Genomic DNA, 17122 nt, shown 5'->3' on the forward strand with positions numbered 1-17122 from the left:
GTCTTCAGCCTTCCGAGGCTCTGTCCGTCTGCCAGGTCCTTTGGTCATCGACGATGGCGCGGGCGGCTTCTTGCGGAAAGCCGATATTGGTGAGCAGTTGCTCGCACAGTTCGAGACTGGCTTCGACGGTTTCGGGCACAGCGCTTTTCGCGCCACTGGCACGGAGATTTTCCGCATGGCCAACATCACAGGCGCGCGCGATAATCGGAATATGCGGCCAGTCCTTATGCACGGCCTTGATCACATGTTCCGCCGATTCCGGCGCATCCATTGTCGTGGCAAAAGCCGAAGCCCGTTCTATGCCAAGATGTTTGAGCAACTCCGGCTGACTGGCATCGCCAAAAAATACCGCGGCGCCCTTGGCCCGCTCTGCAGCAACCAGATCGGGATCGCTGTCGATGGCGACGTAGGGAACACGCTGTTCTTCGAGCAGCTGGGCCAGCAAGCGGCCAACCCGGCCGAAGCCGCCGATGATGACAGGATGTTCGTCGTCCACGCTCGCCGCCACATCACCATTGCTGGTTTCGCGTTGCCTTATGGCCTCCCCAACCCGCCGGCCCGCGATAGCGAGCAACGGAGTCAGGAACATCGTGACGATAACAACCAGCAACATGAATTGCGCAATTTCCGGATCCAGCAAGGCAAAGGATAGAGCAGCGGCAATGACGACAAAGGCGAATTCCCCGCCCTGGCTCATCAAAATTGCTGTTTCCGCTGCGACATCTTTGGACAGCCGGAACGCGCGGGCGAGAAGGTAAAGGATGATGCCCTTGATCAGCAGCAGACCCAGAGCGGATAGCAATACCCATTGGATATCCGCCCAGACGGCCAGGATATCGAGGCTCATCCCGACCGAGATGAAAAACAGGCCAAGTAAAAGGCCTTTAAACGGTTCGATATCGCTGGCAATTTGATGCCGATATTCGGTGCCTGCAAATAACAGTCCGGCGAGAAACGCACCGAGCGCCATCGACAGGCCAGCCAGCGCCGTCAGCGCAGCGGTAATCAGGACAAGCAAGATGACCGCGGCCATGAACACCTCTCGGCTGCCGGTGCCGCCGACAAACCGCAGGAACGGGCGCACCGCCACACGGCCGACAATGAAGATCAAGGCGATCACAAGGCCTGCTTCACCAATCGCTTTGAACGCGGCAAATGCCAGGGAACCTTCAACCGTGGCACCGGCAATGCCGACGAAGAATAATATCGGCACAACGGCGAGATCCTGTAGCAGAAGCACACCGAAACTGGAGCGGCCTGCCGGGGCGCTGAGTCGGCGGGTCTCTGTAAGCAATTGCATCACCAGTGCGGTAGAGGATAGCGCAAGGCACAATCCAAAAATCGTCGCAGCGACCAGAGAATTACCAAAGGCATAGGCAATGCCGCCAATCACCAGGGCGCTGACCGTAACCTGCGCCGTGCCAAAGCCGAAGACGAGCCGCCGCATGCCCCAGAGCTGCGCAATCGATAGCTCCAGACCGATAGTGAAGAGCAGGAAGATAACCCCCAATTCGGCAAAGCGGCGAACGCCTTCAACATCGTCAATGACCATCAGCTCCAGCACCGGGGTCTCGCCGACCAGCCGTCCGACCCCGAACGGCCCGATTACCAGACCAACAAACAAAAAGCCGAGCACGGCGCTGATCCCCGCTTTACGGACCAGCGGAACGACCAGGCCAGCGGCAACCAGGAAGATGATAGTTTCCCTGAGATAGGGGATTTCAGGATGCACAGTCAGGCCTCGGCTAGAATGCTATGGGGTCTGTATAGGCCGATGGTATGCGCCCTTTCTCGGCGTTTCAAGGATATTGCGGTAGCGTTGGCGATAGATTTATCATTGAGATTCCGGCTTGGAATTGATTTCGATCAAGAGCTTGGCTCTCGATCTGCACTGCTACGCGATCCTACCGGCGCGCTCTTTGCGGTGCTGCAACCCAAAAGCTGAAAACCAGGCCCCTTGTGGACCAGATTATATTTGCATGATCGGCGCTTGTCCCTAATTTAACGGCAGCTTGATTGGACAGAATCGGCGCGGGACAGTTGCAGACTCTTTGATGCTAAAAGTTGCCAGTTACAATATCCACAAAGCGATCGGGACCGACCGGCGGCGCAATCCTGGCCGCGTGATTGATGTGCTGAACGAGCTTGATGCAGATATCATCACTCTGCAGGAAGCGGATCGCCGTTTTGGAGCGCGGGCAGCCGCCATCCCGGCCTTGTTGCTGGAGCAATATAGCGACTATCGCGCCATTCCGCTGGATGTGCAGACTGACTCGATGGGCTGGCACGGCAATGCGATATTGGCGCATAAATCCGCGCGGATCATCGCCCATGACATATTGCATATACCCTATCTGGAACCGCGCGGCGCGGTGATGGCGCAGATTGCGATTAACGGTTTTGACCTGTCGATATTCGGCATGCATCTTGATCTATCGGGCCTCTGGCGCCGCCGCCAAGCTGCTGCCATTGTAAAGCTGGCGAAACAATATGGAGAGGATCGATCGACAATATTAATGGGCGATCTCAACGAATGGAGCGCCTCTGGTGGATGTCTTCATGATTTCAGCCGCAGCTATAATCTGGTTGATTGCGGGCGCAGTTTCCATTCGCGCGGGCCAATTGCCCGGCTCGACCGGATCATGCATTGTGATCGGTTGAGAGCGGTTATGGGTGGTGTGCATTATAGCGCTTCGGCGCGTAAGGCATCGGATCATCTGCCGGTTTGGGCACACATGGAATCGGCTTAACAGCACGATCAAATATTGGCTCAGGGTTTGTGGATCAGCATCCAGGCATCGACGGCCCGTGTGGCGCGTTTTTCTTTGTCCGCAGCGGACAGTTTCATTACATGACCATAGCGCATGAACAGGTCCATGCGGCCCATGACCAGTCCCGCGAACATTTCGGCCGATGCGGTAATATCGTCACTTTGAATCTCGCCCTTCTCGATGGACAGTTGGAGTAAGTTTGAGAGATCCTGCAGCAACCGGCGTGGACCATTGTCGAGAAAACGCTCACCGATTTTGGGATCGCGAGTAACTTCGGCGCCCAATATACGTTCAAAGCGGATCATCTCATCCCGCATCAGGAAGTTCATCATACCAAGCGCAGCGTGGAGCAAAACATCTCGCAGGCTTTTATTCTCTAAATTTTCGACAGTGAAATTTTGACGCATATGGGAGCATTCTGTCTGAACCACTTGGACAAAGAGATTCTCTTTATCGTTGAACCGGCTGTAAATTGTCACTTTGGAAACCTGCGCACGGGCTGCAATGGCTTCGATAGTGGCCGCTGAAAAGCCATTGGTAAAAAATTCAACGCGCGCGGCTGCCAAGATATCAGCAATTTTGCGCCGGCTCGCTGGTCGGCCGGCCAAGCTATGTGCTTGATTAGTGTCCGCATCTGTCACGGCAATTCCCTTCTGTATAATGTCTCTCTAGCAAAGTGAACGCGAACGTTCAAATAAAACGTTGACGTTCATTTATTTCGGTGGCACTTAATAAGGGCTTGGCAGTTCCCAAGCCGCTGAAACGGTGCCCCTATTGTGAAAAATCAATCCGTCAGAGCAATTCTATCATCCGGAGCGCTTTTGCTGCTGGCGAGCGGCTGTGTCAGCATGGCGCCGGATTCGCGAGCGCCCGAGATCGCTGCCGGGGTGCCTCAGCAATATGACAAGGTGGTCGCAAGCGGGGCCTATGAGCCGGCGCAGTGGTGGACATCTTTTCAAGATCCGATTCTTGATGCGCTGCTCGATGAAGCTTTAGCTAAAAATCTTGATCTTGCAGAAGCAGCCGCCCGGCTGCGCGCAGCAGAAGCACAAGCGCGCGTGTCCCGCAGCGGCCTTTTCCCGCAGGTCAATGCTGAGCTTGGCAGCAGCTATTCCGATACGCCTACTGCTGGCACCGGATTTGGCGGCGGGGCCGGCGGTTCGCGCTTTCAGGTGGAGAGCTATACATCGGGCCTGGGCTTTTCTTACGAGGTCGACCTTTGGGGCCGCTTGCGCAATGATGCCCGGTCCGGGCGCGCAGATGCGATCGCGGCCGCTGCTGATTTGCAGGCCGCACGTCTCGCCGTAATGGCAGAAACGATCACCACCTATTTCGATATAGTCGATGCCCGGGATCAGATTGCCCTGACGACCAGGATTATCGACGTGCTGGGCGACCGGGTGGAGCAGACCGAAAATCGCTACAGGCGCGGTTTGGCGTCATCTTTCGAACTCTATCAGGTGCGTCAGGATTTTCGCAATATCCAAGCCGGATTGCCGCAGCGCGAACGACAGCTGGCTGCGACCGAGGGGCAATTGGCGGTGCTGATCGGGCGCTATTCCGATAATATGGAAGAGTTTCTCGGTCAGAAACTTGCGCCTCAGCTGGTTTTTACGCCGATTCCCTCTGGCCTGCCTATTGATCTGCTGGCGCAGCGACCGGATATTTATGCGGAAGGGCAACGCCTGGAATCGGCGCGGTTTAATCTCGGTGCCCGAAAGGCCGAACGCTTCCCTTCGATCAGCCTGTCTGCCGGCACCGGAACACAGGCCGGAAACCCATCAGGCCTTTTCGACATATTTGACAAATGGATACTCAATCTGGGTGCCAATCTGACTGCGCCGCTCTTTCAAGGTGGTCGGATAAGGGCAAATATCGAAGCGGCAGACGCACAATATGCACAACAGGCGGCAGTCTATGCGCGGACCGTATTGACCGCGTATCAAGAAGTGGGCGCGGCCATTGAAGGCTATGAAGAAGAGCGGCAACGGTATCGCTTTCTCTTTTCCCAGCTCGAAGAAGCGGACGCCGCCGCGCAGCTGCAATCGCGCCGCTTTGCCACAGGTGTAGGCAGCTATATTGACTATCTTGATGCGCTACGCGCGCAATATCAGGTGCAGTCATCCCTGTCTTCGGCGGCGCGAGATGTAGCTCTGGCCCGTCTGGCGGTGCACCGCGCGCTTGGCGGCAGCTGGGATGCAAAACCAGCGGCTGCACCCGTTGCTGATGACGACACAGCGGTCCCAGCATCCGAAATTGAAGGAGACAAATAGTGCACCGTCAACGCGTTATCGGCGGACTGATCCTGCTGGCAGCTATTGTGATAGCCGCACTATTGATCTTTTTGCGGCCCGAACCTGCCGAGAAGCCAGAAGAAGAAAATATACCGCTGGTGCAGGCGGAGGCTTTGAAAATTCGATCCGGAAATTTGATGATTGAGGGCTCAGGCACTGTCCGTGCGCGTGAAGAACTCACTCTCGCCGCCGAAGTTGCAGGCAAACTTGTCTATGTGAACCCCGGCCTGCGTGAAGGCCAAAGAGTGGCGCGCGGCGCGACGCTTTTTCGTATTGATACATCGGATTATCGCAATGCCGTCCAGACCGCACAGGCGGATGTCGCTTCGCAAAATGTCGCGGTCATGGAAGCGCGGGAGGAAGTGACGCTGGCCAGGGCCGAGCTTGAACGCTTTCAGAAGCGCGGTGCCAGCAACAGCGCCTATGCGAGCGTGGATGACAGCGACTATGCCGCGCGGATATTGCCGCCGGATTCATTGCAACAGAAGCAGAGCGCGGAGGACGAAAGTGCTAGCTCTGCATCAACCAATGGTTTGGCGACGCGTGAACCACAATTGCAATCCGCACGGGCTGCGCTGCGCCGGGCCCAAGCGCAATTGGCCGATGCGCAAACCGCACTGAAGCGAACGACAGTGCGCGCGCCTTTTGCTGGTGTCGTGCGGTCTGAGGATATTGCGCTGGGCAGCTATGTTGCACCGGGCCAGTCGCTCGGTTCAATGGTCGGCACCGCTGATTTCGAAGCGGTCATACCATTGTCTGAAAGTGAAGCTGCTCTGATCCCAGGGCTATGGCGACCGGGCAGCAGCCGCATCGAGGCATCAGTCTATTCCGATTATGGCGGCACGCGTTATCGCTGGCAGGCCTATGTTGATCGGGCGAACAGCGTCCTCAACCCGCAGACCCGGACGATTGATGTGTTCCTGCGTATCCCCAATCCGCTGCGCGGTGGTGCTCCGGCGGTGACCCAGAAAGAGGGACAGAAATCCGCCGGTGCATCAGGCGCGCCGCCGTTGTTTGTCGGCAGTTTTGTCGACGCTGAAATTACCGGCCGGGCACTCGATCAATATGCAGTGCTCCCGCTTGCGGCCCTGCGGCCCGGCAATCAGATTTGGCTGGTACAAGACGGCAAGCTGCGCATCGCCAAAGTGGACATATATCAGCGCACGGATACACAGGCATTGATCAGCACGGCCGGTTTGGGTGCCAAGCCAGTGGTGATTTTGAGCGCCTTGAAAGCGGCAACAAATGGTCAGCGTGTAAAAATTGCCGAGGCCAGAAAAGAAGCCTCGTCCAACGCCAATCCGACACCCAAGAAAGCCAAGGCGGACAAAGCGCCATGAACGCACCGGCCGATCCATCCGGTACGCCTCCATCGGGGCCGGAGATACCCAGCAAAGAGGTGATGGAACAGCGCGGTGTCGTTGCGTTTATGGCTCGCAACGGGGTAGCTGCCAATTTGCTGATGCTGTTCTTCCTGATCGCCGGGATCGCATCGTTCGGCACGATTGTGCAGGAAGTTTTTCCTGAAAACAGCCTCGACACGGTGCAGGTGAGCGTTGCCTACCCCGGCGCGACACCAGATGAAGTCGAAGAATCCATCGTCCAGAAAATCGAGGAAGCCGTGGAAGCGGTCGATGGCGTCAAAAAAGTGACGGCGAGCGCCAATGAGGGATCGGGTTCGGTTTCCGTGCAGCTCGAATTGGGTACCGATATCGACCGGGCGCTGGATGATGTCAAAGCAGAGATTGACCAGATCCAAACCTTTCCCGACGAAGCGGAAGAGCCGGATGTGCGGGAGCTGACAACGCGGCAAAGCGTGGTGCGAATAGCGATTTTTGGCGATGTATCGGAAAGTGCGCTGAAGGAAGTGGCGTACCGATTGGAAGACTCGCTGGCGGCGCTGGATGAAGTGTCCTTTGTCGATACCAGTTCGATTCGCGATTATGAGCTATCGGTAGAAGTCTCGCAAAATACGCTTCAGGCCTTGGGTCTGTCACTCAATGATATTTCGCGGACCGTTGCGGCGAGCAGCCTCGATAGTCCGGCGGGCTCGATTGATACAGCCGATGAAGAAGTACGTGTTCGCACGATCGGCCAGAATTACAACCAGCAGAATTTCGAAGACATTGTTCTGGTCAGCAACGAGGATGGCGCGCTGATCCGCTTGGGTCAGGTTGCGAATGTCAAAGACGGGTTTGAAGATTCCGACCTGATTTCGCTTTATAATGGCAAACCGGTCGCCTTTGTCGAAGTCTTTCGCACCAGCGATGAACGGGTGTTAGATGTCGCAGAAGCGGTGCGCATCTATCTTGAAGAAGATTTTAAACCGACCCTGCCCGAAGGTGTGTCTTATGCGATCTGGAGCGATGATTCCGAGTTGCTCGACGACCGTTTGAGCCTGCTGCTGAAAAACGCGGCCATTGGTCTTGTCCTCGTCCTTATGGCTCTTACGCTGTTTCTCGATATTCGGCTGGCCGCATGGACGGCGGTCGGCATTGGCGTGACCTTTATCGGTGCGATTTTTCTGCTCGATCTGGCGGGTTCGAGTATCAATATGTTCTCACTTTTTGGTTTCATACTCGCGCTCGGTCTGGTGGTTGATGACGCCATTGTGGTGGGCGAGAATATCTACGCCCAGCGGGAAAGCGGGCGCACCGGGCTCGGTGCCTCGGTTACCGGCGCACGCCGGGTAACGATGCCGGTTATTTTTGCGGTTCTGACAACTATTGCGGCCTTTTCGTCCATATTTTCCGTCGGCGGTGTGATCGGCAAGCTCATCGCCGATATCCCGCTGGTTGTCGTTTGTGTGTTGGTCTTGTCCTTGATCGAATCGCTCTTGATCCTGCCCAACCATCTCAGCCATTTGCCGCCGCCAGGTGGGCCGCATACCAATCCGATCACTCTGTTCTTTGAACGCGTGCAGGGCAAGGTGAATGAATATTATCAGGCCTTTGTTGATGGTCCGTTGGATCGCGCGCTGCATTTTGCCATTCGCATGCCCTATGTCATTCTGGCTGGTGCCGTGGCTTTGTTGATCGTGTTTGGATCGCTGATTCCGGCTGGCATTATCAAAGTTGGTTTCTTTCCATCGGTTGAGGCCGATGTCGTGACGGCAAGCCTGGAAATGCCGGCGGGTTCAACCATTGAACAGACTGAAAAGATCGCCTTGCTGATCGAAGAGGGTGGTCGCAAAGCCTTTGCCGACTATCAATCGGGACGACCGGAAGATGAAGAATCGCCATTGCGCGGCATATTTACCCGGATTGGTCAGGCCGCACCCAGTGGTGGTCCCGAACCCAATGGCGGCAATACGGCCTCCAATCTCGCCAGCGTGCAGTTCAGCTTCATCCCCGGTGATCAGCGCGATCTTGAGGCGAAAGCCTTTGAGAATGCATGGCGTGATGCCGTTGGTCCTGTCGTTGAAGCGCGCTCGCTTGTCTTTGCATCGGAGCTGATCTCTGTCGGTGCGCCGGTGAATGTCCAGCTGTCCGATCCCGATCCCGCCATTGTCGAGGCCGCTGCCGAAAAGCTGATGGTAGAGCTTAACCGCTTTGCCGGTTTGTTTGATATCGAGTCCGATCAGGATGCGGGGCTGCAGGAAATTCAGCTGCGCCTCAAACCGGAGGCGCGGACCCTTGGTGTCACGTTGCAGGATGTCGCCTCGCAAGTCCGTGCGGCCTTTTTCGGCAGCGAAGCGCTGCGCGTACAGCGTGGGCGCGAAGATGTTCGGGTCTATATCCGCCTGCCGGAAGCCGAGCGCAATTCCGTTGCGGATGTAGAACGCTTCCGCGTGCGTGTCCCGGGCGGCGAGGTGGCCTTGGGCACTTTGGCAGAGGTGTCGTTCGGGCAGGCACCGTCGATCATCCGCCGGACCGATGGTCGCCGCGTGACAACGGTTACGGCCGATCTGGATGATGAGGTGGTTACTGGTGAGGAAATTGCCAATGCCCTCGACAATGACATCATGCCACGTCTGCAGGCGGACTATCCGCAATTGCTTTATACAATGGGCGGTGAACAGGAAGAGCAAGCGGAATCCTTCGACGCATTCTTCCCTGCTTTGACCTTCTCATTCCTCGCGATCTATGCTTTGCTGGCAATCCCGTTTCGGTCTTATCTTCAGCCCCTTATCATCATGGCGGTGATCCCGTTCGGTATCATCGGCGCGCTGATCGGTCATATGCTGCTGGATATACAGCTGGTCATATTGAGCGTGTTCGGGATTACCGCTTTGGCCGGCGTCATCATCAACGGATCGCTGGTCATGATTGATTTTATCAACGAGAATCTGCGAAACGGCATGCCAATTGAGGATGCGATCATGAAAGGCGCGAAATCACGTTTCCGTCCGATCATGTTAACATCTCTGACGACCTTTCTTGGCGTCGCGCCGATTACCTTTGAAACCAGCCTGCAAGCGCAATTTCTGGTGCCGATGGCAGCGAGTCTGGGCTTTGGTGTCTTGTTCGGAACGGTGATCCTGCAACTGCTGATCCCGGCCTTGGCGGTCCTCGAATTTCGCGGCAAGCAGCGGTTTAAAAACTGGTGGACGGCACGCACGGAAACGCCAGCAGAGGCCTGATACTGGCAGGACGATGCCCTGTCGTCAGGCGTAGTAAGCCACGCTTTGCATACCGGTTGCGATCAATTGCCGGTCGCTGTTCCAGATGCTCATAAACTGGCTGCTGGCGCCATGATCGGCATGATGGGTCTGCGAATCGATCAGCCACCAGCCATCGGTCGTTGCCGGATGATCGGCAATGACATTAACCTGCCAGTTCATTGAGCTGACCATCGCATTTTTATCGAGCATCCCCATGATTGAGGGCGGCAGGGCGTCGCCCATGCACAATATCTCCGCCATTGGGTCGAGGCCATCTCGGTCGGCCAGCCGCATCCAGCGTGTCAATCGGTTGGTCTTGATGCTGGTATCAATCCGCTTTCCGACAAACTCCATTTTTGACGTGAAAAACTGTTCTGGCCCGCGGTGCAACTCTTCGTCTTTGGGAAGCGGCGGAAAGTCTGGCGGTGTCATGTCGTGGGTTGTTATCGCCGTTTCGCGCTGACTGGCGAAGATGAAATTGCAATGTAGGCCGAGTCCCTTGTCGCCAAAAAGTTCCGATTGGACAAAGGCGGTATTCCGGCCCCGGCGGAGCATTTTGGTCTCCGCCGTCAGAGCGCCAAAAAGGGGGCCTGTAAAGGCAATTTGCGCCGAACGCAGACCGGGCAGGCCGTCTTCGATATGACTCGCGGCATGATAGGCCAGCGTCGCCGACAATCCGCCAAAGGCTGTGCGCCCTTGCGTCCAGCCTTGTGGTAGGGTGATCGGATTGGCCTTTCCGCCTGGTCCGCATTGATTCAAAAGATCTGTTAATGTCACCATTTTATCGGTGTTTTTGGTCATCTGATCGGTCATCAGAGCGGCTTATCGTGAGAAACCACCGAAATCCACTGTTAAGATTTACATATTTCCCAATTTGCTCTATGCGATATGTAGGGTTTTCAATCTCTTACTAGGAGATATTTTATATGAGCTACAGCAGCACTCTCACACGCGCGGATCTTTCCGATACGATGAATCGTCAGGTTGGCCTTTCGCGCGCCGATAGCGCGGTCATGGTTGAGTCCATTTTGGACCATATGATCAACGCATTGGTAAACGGGGAAAATGTGAAGATCTCGGGTTTTGGCACCTTCGTTTTGCGCGACAAAGGCGAGCGCACGGGCCGTAATCCCAAAACTGGTGTCGAAGTGCCAATTGCGCCGCGCCGGGTGCTCACCTTCCGTGCCAGTCAGACGATGCGCGACCGCATTATTGCGGCCGGATAAGCTGAAGGGTCGAGTATAGTATGACCAAAGACAGCACCAACAAAGATAATATCTCAAAAGACAGCGGCGCATTCCGAACCATCGGAGAGCTTTCCAAAGAGCTCAACATCAAGCCGCATATTTTGCGCTATTGGGAAGACCAGTTCGGAATGCTCCAGCCGCTGAAACGTGCCGGCTCGCGTCGGCATTATCGCCCTGAAGATGTCGAGATGGTGAAAACCATCAATCGCCTGCTCAATGAAGAAGGCTATACGATCAAGGGCGCGCGCAAATATCTGACCTCGCGCAAGAATCGGCAAACGGCGCCGGTGGTTCCGGACAATCAGGACCAGCCTGCTCTGCCGATGGCCGCAACTGTCAACAAAGATAACGGGCAGATTGTCAAAGATCTGAAAATGGTGCGTGACAAATTGTCGAGTGCGCTTAACCAGGCGTGACTGACAATATTATACTCGGCAGATCATCAATCTTGTGACATTTTTAACTAGGCTAAGGCTCGCGCTGCGCTTTAGGTTGATCCGCAGCAAAGCGTTTCCCAAACACACTATCGTCATACCATAGCGGAGCGGCCGGCGCATTGGCGACCTTCAGCGTAAGCAAACGAAACACGTCTGAAAACTTGGCCGATACTTTGTAATCGATCGGTAATGACAAATCATCTGTCGGCTTGTGATAATGTTCTGCGAGAAATGTATCCCAGACAGCCTGGCCTTTGTTCTGACCGTCTGTGTCGGTAAAACCATTATAGAGAAATAGCGCCGGTATTCCCCGTTTTACAAAGGAATATTGGTCCGAACGAGTGAATATACCCTGCTCTGGGAACGGGTCTGGAGCGAGGGTCAAGCCCATTGGTATAATTGCCTGCTCAAGCTGTTCTCCCATTTGGGATTGTTCCGCGCCAAAGGCGATGACGTCGCCAAAATCATAAAAAGGAAATGCGCCATCCAGGTTAACGTTCGCGATAATATTCTCCCTTGGCACCGTGGGAAACGTAACGAAGTAATCGGAGCCAAGAAGGCCTTTTTCCTCAGCGCCGACCGCCAAAAACAAGATCGGTCTGGCGGGCGCTTCTTTTTGCGCGGCCAAAATGCGGGCAACATCCAACATGAGCGCGGTACCAATCGCATTGTCCAATGCGCCATTGCAGATTTTATCTTCTTCTTCGGGGGAGCAAATACCAACATGATCATAGTGCGCTGTCAGCACTATGGTTTCGTTGGATAGTGCCGGGTCTGAGCCTGGTAACAACGCGGCTACATTCTGCGACTGCCGAGTGTCATCATGTTTCGTTTGCAATGACAGCGCGACACTCGTCTTCAATGCAAATCCCTTGACCGAACCGTCTTTGCTTTGAGCAATTGCCTCAGCAGCTGTGATTGGTGTTCCCTCGAAAAGCGCCTCTGCGGCATTACCACGGACGAACGCTCTCAAGGCGATTTGCGGTGCTTCGATTTTCGGTTTTTTGGCCCTTGTTATCCATGTCATATTCCAGGAGTCAAAACCGGTTTTAAAAAGATCAAAAGGATATCGTTTTTCTAGTGCCGGTGTCCAAATGATGATTACGCCGATTGCACCGCGCGCTTCGGCCATGAGGCGTTTTTGGTTTGAGGAACCAAAATAGGCCGCTTCTTCAGACGGCAAGAAGGGCGGTGGACCGCCAATAACAGCAACGACTTTACCGGCTACATCCAGGCCTTCATAATCATCAAGTCCCAACTCCGGAGCGATAATCCCATGCCCCGCGAATATGACATCTCCATTGATAGATAAGTTGGTGTCAGCAAAGCTCGCTGATACAGCAACATCACCCCCATTTTCAAAAAGCTGTCGCCGCCCAGCTCCGCGGACAGAGAATTCAAAATCCGACATGTCCAACTGTGCTGCGCGAAGAGGGACCGCTTGGAAAAAACCACCCTTGTCTCCTGCCGGGCTGAGGCCAAGGGCCTCAAACTGGGTTGCGATATACAAGGCAGATCGGGCTTCGCCGACTGTTCCTGCCTCACGCCCTTCCATAAGGTCATCAGCGAGAAACGCCATATGCGCTTTGATAGTGGCTGAACTCGCGCTCCTTGCATTTTCAGCGGTGGTTACCGTGCGATGAGGCGAAACGCATGACTGTAACAGGCCCGACAACAACAGACCCGACATGACAATCCAAATGTTGGACCTGAACATCATGCTAGCAAACTAATTTAAAAATATAATGCCATCAACTTCATTCGGATGAATGATCTCAGCCCCAGGATTCGTTTCTAAACGTAATCCGGTCCTAATTCCGGATCCAGATCGCGGGGCCGCGTGAACCGGTCCAGAGCGGCGCAACTGTCTTTAATGTCTGACCAATTGTCGATGTTCAGGGTCATCTCCGCGAGGGCAGCCGTGGGATATTTAACCTCCACTTCGCCGCGGGCTTCGGATGATCCATCATCGGGCACCAGATCAAAGATCAGGTCTTCCAGGCCCGGGTTATGGCCGACCATCAGCACATGGTCGGCGTCCGGTTTGGCGCCGCGCAGTACATCCATCAACGTGACCGAAGACGCGAGATAGATTTTGCGATCCCATTGCGGTTCGAAAGACAGACCGCTGGCTGGCTCCACATGCTCCAAAGTTTCGATAACTCGAACAGCGGGCGAGGCGAGGATCTGGTCAAAGGCGAGATTATTGCGCTTGATAAATTTGCCCATGATCGCAGCGGCGCGTTTGCCTTTGTCATTTAGCGGTCGGTCGAAATCTCTGGCTACGGGGTCATCCCAGCTGGATTTTGCGTGCCGCAACAGTGTCAATTTTTTCATAGTCCGCCCGATTTATCGTCCATCCTGTCCCTCTGCGGAGCGTCATGCCCGAAAGATATGTCAGGGGAAAGACTGGATTGCACAGTTTTGGTTTTAGCCGCTTTTATTTCTGCCAGAGCCTGTGCGAGTGGCATCCGTTCAATCGGCGCGCCCTCGGGAAAAGCGGTCAAAAGGCGGGATGGAAAAGCGGATGACAGGATCACGAAATGCCCATGATCGTCGGCGCGGCGGATGATCCGGCCAAAGGCTTGCGCTAAACGCGCGCGGATGATCCGGTCGTCATAAGCGCTGCCGCCGCCCGCCAGGCGCCGGGCCTTGTGCAATATGTCCGGGCGCGGCCAGGGTACGGATTCCATCACGACAAGACGCAGGCTGCGTCCCGGTACGTCCACACCGTCACGCAAAGCATCGGTGCCGAGCAGGCTGGCCTTTGGATCATCGCGGAAAATATCTACCAGCGTGCCGGTATCGATGGGATCAACATGCTGCGCGTAGATCGGCAAACCGCTTTGCGCCATGCGGTCGGCAATGCGGGCATAGACGGTGCGTAGCCGCCGAATGGCGGTGAACAGGCCGAGCGTGCCGCCGCCCGACGCTTCGATCAGCTGCGCATATGCTCCGGCCAGCCCAGCCATATCCCCGCGCTTCACATCGGTGACGATGATGACCTTGGCCTGATCCGCATAATTGAACGGGCTGGGCACCTCAAACTCCTGTACTGTCTGATCCAGGTGTACCGCGCCACTGCGCGCCCGGGCTGTCTCCCAGTCGCCGCCGCCTTTCAGCGTCGCCGATGTGATCATCAGGCCGTGCGCTGGCTTGGTGACCACTTCAGTGACCGGAATTGTCGGGTCAAGCCAGTGGCGGCAGATGCCGATATCATATTCGCGGCCTTCAAACCGGTCGATCATCAGCCAGTCGACAAAATCCGGATCCGCTGGACCACCAATGCGCGACAACAAGGCGAGCCAGCCGGACAAGGTGTCGCAGCGCCAACCAAGGCTCGACAAGGCACCCTCCATGCGTGCCCTTGCCGGGGCATCCATCCAGTCCGGACCTTCCTCGATCAGATGTTCAATCCGCTGGCCAAGCCGTACCAACGGCTTGAGCAGCGCATCAATCGCTTCGGCTGCATTGGCGACCGCGTCAATCATCGGCCCTTCGACATCGGTCAGCTCGGTTTCGAGACCATAGCCAGCATCCGCGCTCTGACTTTCGTCGCGGGCGAAAACCATGTGGCGGACCTCGCCGAGCAGCGCCTCTACTGGTCCGAATGGTTCGCTTTCGGACAAGCGCTGCAACCAGCCGTCGCTAGGCAGCGCTTCGGCGGCATGGCGCGCGCTTTCAATCGCACGGCCACCTTCATCGTCATAGGAGGCGAGGTCGCCAAGCCGGGCTGCCAATCCGCGCCTTCGTCCGCGGTTCTTGCTTTCCGGACCGATTACCCAGCGGCGTATCTCAATCGCTTCCTGCCCCGAGAGGCGCGCGGCAAACATGGAATCCGCCGCGTCGAACAGATGATGGCCTTCGTCGAAAATCAGCCGCGTGGGGGCGTTCTGCTGTTCCCGTCCGCGCGCAGCGTTGACCATGACCAGCGCGTGGTTGGCAATTACAATATCGGCCTGCTGACTCGCCCGTGCGGCTTTTTCAATGAAACATTTGCGATAATGTGGACAGCCCGCATAGACGCATTCCCCGCGCCGATCGGTCAGGGCTGTAGAGCCATTGCGTCGGAAAAGAGTCGTCAGCCATCCCGGCAAGTCGCCGCCCACCATATCGCCGTCTTTACTATAGGCCGCCCAGCGCGCGACAAGATGGGCGAGGATCGCAGCCCGACCGGCAAAGCCGCCTTGCAGCGCGTCTTCCAGATTGAGCAGGCAGAGATAATTTTCGCGCCCTTTGCGAACGACGACCTTCTTGCGGAAGATATTTTCGTCCGGGTAAATGCGCCTGGTTTCGCGGTCGAGTTGCCGTTGCAGCGCCTTGGTGAAGGTGGAAATCCAAACCGCACCACCGGCCTCTGCGGACCAAAGAGATGCCGGCGCGAGATAGCCGAGGGTTTTGCCGATGCCAGTCCCTGCTTCGGCGAGCAGCATATTGGGAATCCCCTTTGCCCGGCGCGGGTTGAAAATTTTGGCGACGGCGGCGGCATAGCTTTTCTGACCTTCGCGTTCTTCCGATCCTTTGCCGGTTAAAGCGCCAAGCTGCGCCAGCGTTGCGGATTCGTCCAAGGTTACTGAATGCGGGGCAGGGCGCGACGTTTCTTCTTCCCATTCTTCGAGCTTGGAAAATAGCCAACGTTCGTTTTGACTTGGCTTTTCAAGGCGCCTGGATACTTCTCCTGCCCAAGGCCAGCGCAGCCGATAGAGCGCCTGCGCGCTGCTCCACGCGCCTTCGCGTTCCGCCCAATGGGGCGCTTCCAGTCCAGCCAACAGGTGGCTGGCGGCCTCCCGGTATAGGGACGCGATATCGGCTTCCTGAGCGGGCGGTTCAAGACCAAGGGTCTTGGCCAGACCGGCTGGCGTGGGCACGACAAATTGTGCCGGATGAATGAAAGCAAACAGCTCCAGCAGATCAAGACCGGACAGATCAGGATAGCCCAATCGCTGCCCCATAAGCGGTGCGTTGAGCAGGATATGCGGGGTCTCCGCGACACAGCCAATCGCCTCGCCCTTCCCAATTGCACGGGATACGCCGTCGCTGCCGCAAATCCAGATGCCGCTATGACTGGCATGGAGCGCGGGATAGGCCAGCGAAGGATAGGGGGATGTGCCGTCCGTCAAAATTTACGAAAATCCGGGCGCGTTAGGACCCGCCAGAGCGACACCAGCATAGAAGCGATGCATTCCGAACAGGATCGCATAAAGCACTAGCGCGATGACAAAGCCCAGTATCTCGCGGCCGACAGTGGCTGTTTCGGTTGGCTTCACCCAAGCGCCTTCGTTGCGGGAAACGGTAAAGATGGAAATCAATGCCCAGAGGCCGAGGCCGCCAAACAAGACCACCGAGCGACTGTCACCATTGGCGAGCAAATGCCCGGCGGCCCAGATGAGCATCCCGGTCAGCATCGGGTGGCGGATAAATTGCTTGATCTGGGATTTGCCTTGCGCGGCGCCGAACAGGAAAATTGCAAAGACCATCAATAGCATATTGAGATGCCGGCCCCATGTCGGGGGATCATAGACGAATTCATATTGGGCGGTGCGCCAACCATAAACCATTAAGGCTATCGCAGTGATGATCAGCACGGCCACCAGCCCCTGATGCGGGCCTTCGCCGATCTTCGCTCTTATGTTGGTTCTAAGACCTGGAGCCACCGATTTGACGAGATGAACGATGCTCCAGAGCAACACGCCCGCGATCAATGCACCCATTTGAAATCTCCTGCTTTTGTGCTGTTCTAACTTGCTATAGACGGTAATGCCACTATTGG

Annotated in this window: 13 protein-coding genes; 6 read left to right on the forward strand and 7 right to left on the reverse strand. The window is 56.0% G+C overall.

Annotated elements, in window-relative coordinates; all coding sequences use genetic code 11:
* Positions 1-4: 4 nt before the first annotated feature.
* Complete coding sequence (locus BS29_RS01695; protein WP_229955398.1) at positions 5-1732, reverse strand: cation:proton antiporter domain-containing protein; 1728 nt, start codon at positions 1730-1732, stop codon at positions 5-7.
* 322 nt (positions 1733-2054) lie between these two features.
* Here BS29_RS01695 and BS29_RS01700 point away from each other — a divergent pair, with 322 nt between their 5' ends.
* Positions 2055-2750 (forward strand): endonuclease/exonuclease/phosphatase family protein, encoded by a 696-nt coding sequence (locus tag BS29_RS01700; RefSeq protein WP_229956916.1) that lies wholly within the window; start codon positions 2055-2057, stop codon positions 2748-2750.
* 20 nt (positions 2751-2770) lie between these two features.
* Here BS29_RS01700 and BS29_RS01705 read toward each other — a convergent pair whose 3' ends face one another.
* Positions 2771-3412 (reverse strand): TetR/AcrR family transcriptional regulator, encoded by a 642-nt coding sequence (locus BS29_RS01705; RefSeq protein WP_229955400.1) that lies wholly within the window; start codon positions 3410-3412, stop codon positions 2771-2773.
* 135 nt (positions 3413-3547) lie between these two features.
* On the opposite strand from BS29_RS01705, the gene BS29_RS01710 reads away from it, so the two are divergent.
* Genes BS29_RS01710 through BS29_RS01720 form a run of 3 tightly spaced genes read left to right on the forward strand, consistent with a single transcriptional unit; the run spans position 3548 to position 9647 of the window.
* The gene (locus tag BS29_RS01710) at positions 3548-5044 is read left to right on the forward strand and encodes an efflux transporter outer membrane subunit (RefSeq protein ID WP_229955402.1); all 1497 of its coding nucleotides are present in this window, start codon (positions 3548-3550) and stop codon (positions 5042-5044) included.
* Complete coding sequence (locus BS29_RS01715; protein WP_229955404.1) at positions 5044-6405, forward strand: efflux RND transporter periplasmic adaptor subunit; 1362 nt, start codon at positions 5044-5046, stop codon at positions 6403-6405. Before BS29_RS01710 ends, BS29_RS01715 begins: the two co-directional genes overlap by 1 nt.
* Positions 6402-9647, forward strand: coding sequence for an efflux RND transporter permease subunit (locus tag BS29_RS01720; protein WP_229955407.1), 3246 nt, complete (start codon positions 6402-6404; stop codon positions 9645-9647). The genes BS29_RS01715 and BS29_RS01720 overlap by 4 nt, the downstream gene beginning before the upstream one ends.
* 24 nt (positions 9648-9671) lie before the next feature.
* On the opposite strand, the gene BS29_RS01725 is transcribed toward BS29_RS01720, so the two are convergent.
* Complete coding sequence (locus tag BS29_RS01725) at positions 9672-10481, reverse strand: thioesterase family protein (protein WP_229955408.1); 810 nt, start codon at positions 10479-10481, stop codon at positions 9672-9674.
* A gap of 113 nt (positions 10482-10594) precedes the next feature.
* Here BS29_RS01725 and BS29_RS01730 point away from each other — a divergent pair, with 113 nt between their 5' ends.
* Together BS29_RS01730 and BS29_RS01735 are read left to right on the forward strand one after the other, a co-directional pair.
* Positions 10595-10894 carry an integration host factor subunit alpha gene (locus BS29_RS01730; RefSeq protein WP_229955410.1) on the forward strand — a complete coding sequence of 100 codons (300 nt, stop codon included), beginning with the start codon at positions 10595-10597 and terminating at the stop codon, positions 10892-10894.
* Between the two features lie 20 nt (positions 10895-10914).
* A complete protein-coding gene (locus BS29_RS01735) occupies positions 10915-11331 on the forward strand; it encodes a MerR family transcriptional regulator (protein ID WP_229955412.1) in 417 nt (138 codons plus the stop codon).
* Between the two features lie 52 nt (positions 11332-11383).
* On the opposite strand, the gene BS29_RS01740 is transcribed toward BS29_RS01735, so the two are convergent.
* From BS29_RS01740 to BS29_RS01755, 4 genes are all read right to left on the reverse strand, one after another.
* Entirely contained in the window at positions 11384-13042 is a 1659-nt protein-coding gene (locus tag BS29_RS01740) for a M28 family metallopeptidase (protein WP_229955414.1), read from the reverse strand.
* 104 nt (positions 13043-13146) lie between these two features.
* Positions 13147-13689, reverse strand: a complete 543-nt coding sequence (locus BS29_RS01745; protein ID WP_229955415.1) for a SixA phosphatase family protein — start codon at positions 13687-13689, stop codon at positions 13147-13149.
* Positions 13686-16472: an ATP-dependent DNA helicase gene (locus BS29_RS01750; protein ID WP_229955417.1), complete on the reverse strand. Its 2787-nt coding sequence runs from the start codon at positions 16470-16472 to the stop codon at positions 13686-13688. Before BS29_RS01750 ends, BS29_RS01745 begins: the two co-directional genes overlap by 4 nt.
* 3 nt (positions 16473-16475) lie before the next feature.
* Positions 16476-17063 carry an NnrU family protein gene (locus tag BS29_RS01755; protein ID WP_229955420.1) on the reverse strand — a complete coding sequence of 196 codons (588 nt, stop codon included), beginning with the start codon at positions 17061-17063 and terminating at the stop codon, positions 16476-16478.
* Positions 17064-17122 lie beyond the last annotated feature (59 nt).

It is taken from the genome of Parasphingorhabdus litoris DSM 22379, from assembly GCF_020906275.1.
Taxonomy (GTDB): Bacteria; Pseudomonadota; Alphaproteobacteria; order Sphingomonadales; family Sphingomonadaceae; genus Parasphingorhabdus; species Parasphingorhabdus litoris.

Coding starts and splice junctions, on each gene's coding strand:
- BS29_RS01725 (WP_229955408.1), bottom strand. CDS start 10,481: ATGACCGATCAGATGACCAAAAACACCGATAAAATGGTGACATTAACA.
- BS29_RS01730 (WP_229955410.1), top strand. CDS start 10,595: ATGAGCTACAGCAGCACTCTCACACGCGCGGATCTTTCCGATACGATG.
- BS29_RS01700 (WP_229956916.1), top strand. CDS start 2,055: ATGCTAAAAGTTGCCAGTTACAATATCCACAAAGCGATCGGGACCGAC.
- BS29_RS01755 (WP_229955420.1), bottom strand. CDS start 17,063: ATGGGTGCATTGATCGCGGGCGTGTTGCTCTGGAGCATCGTTCATCTC.
- BS29_RS01745 (WP_229955415.1), bottom strand. CDS start 13,689: ATGAAAAAATTGACACTGTTGCGGCACGCAAAATCCAGCTGGGATGAC.
- BS29_RS01720 (WP_229955407.1), top strand. CDS start 6,402: ATGAACGCACCGGCCGATCCATCCGGTACGCCTCCATCGGGGCCGGAG.
- BS29_RS01740 (WP_229955414.1), bottom strand. CDS start 13,042: ATGTCGGGTCTGTTGTTGTCGGGCCTGTTACAGTCATGCGTTTCGCCT.
- BS29_RS01735 (WP_229955412.1), top strand. CDS start 10,915: ATGACCAAAGACAGCACCAACAAAGATAATATCTCAAAAGACAGCGGC.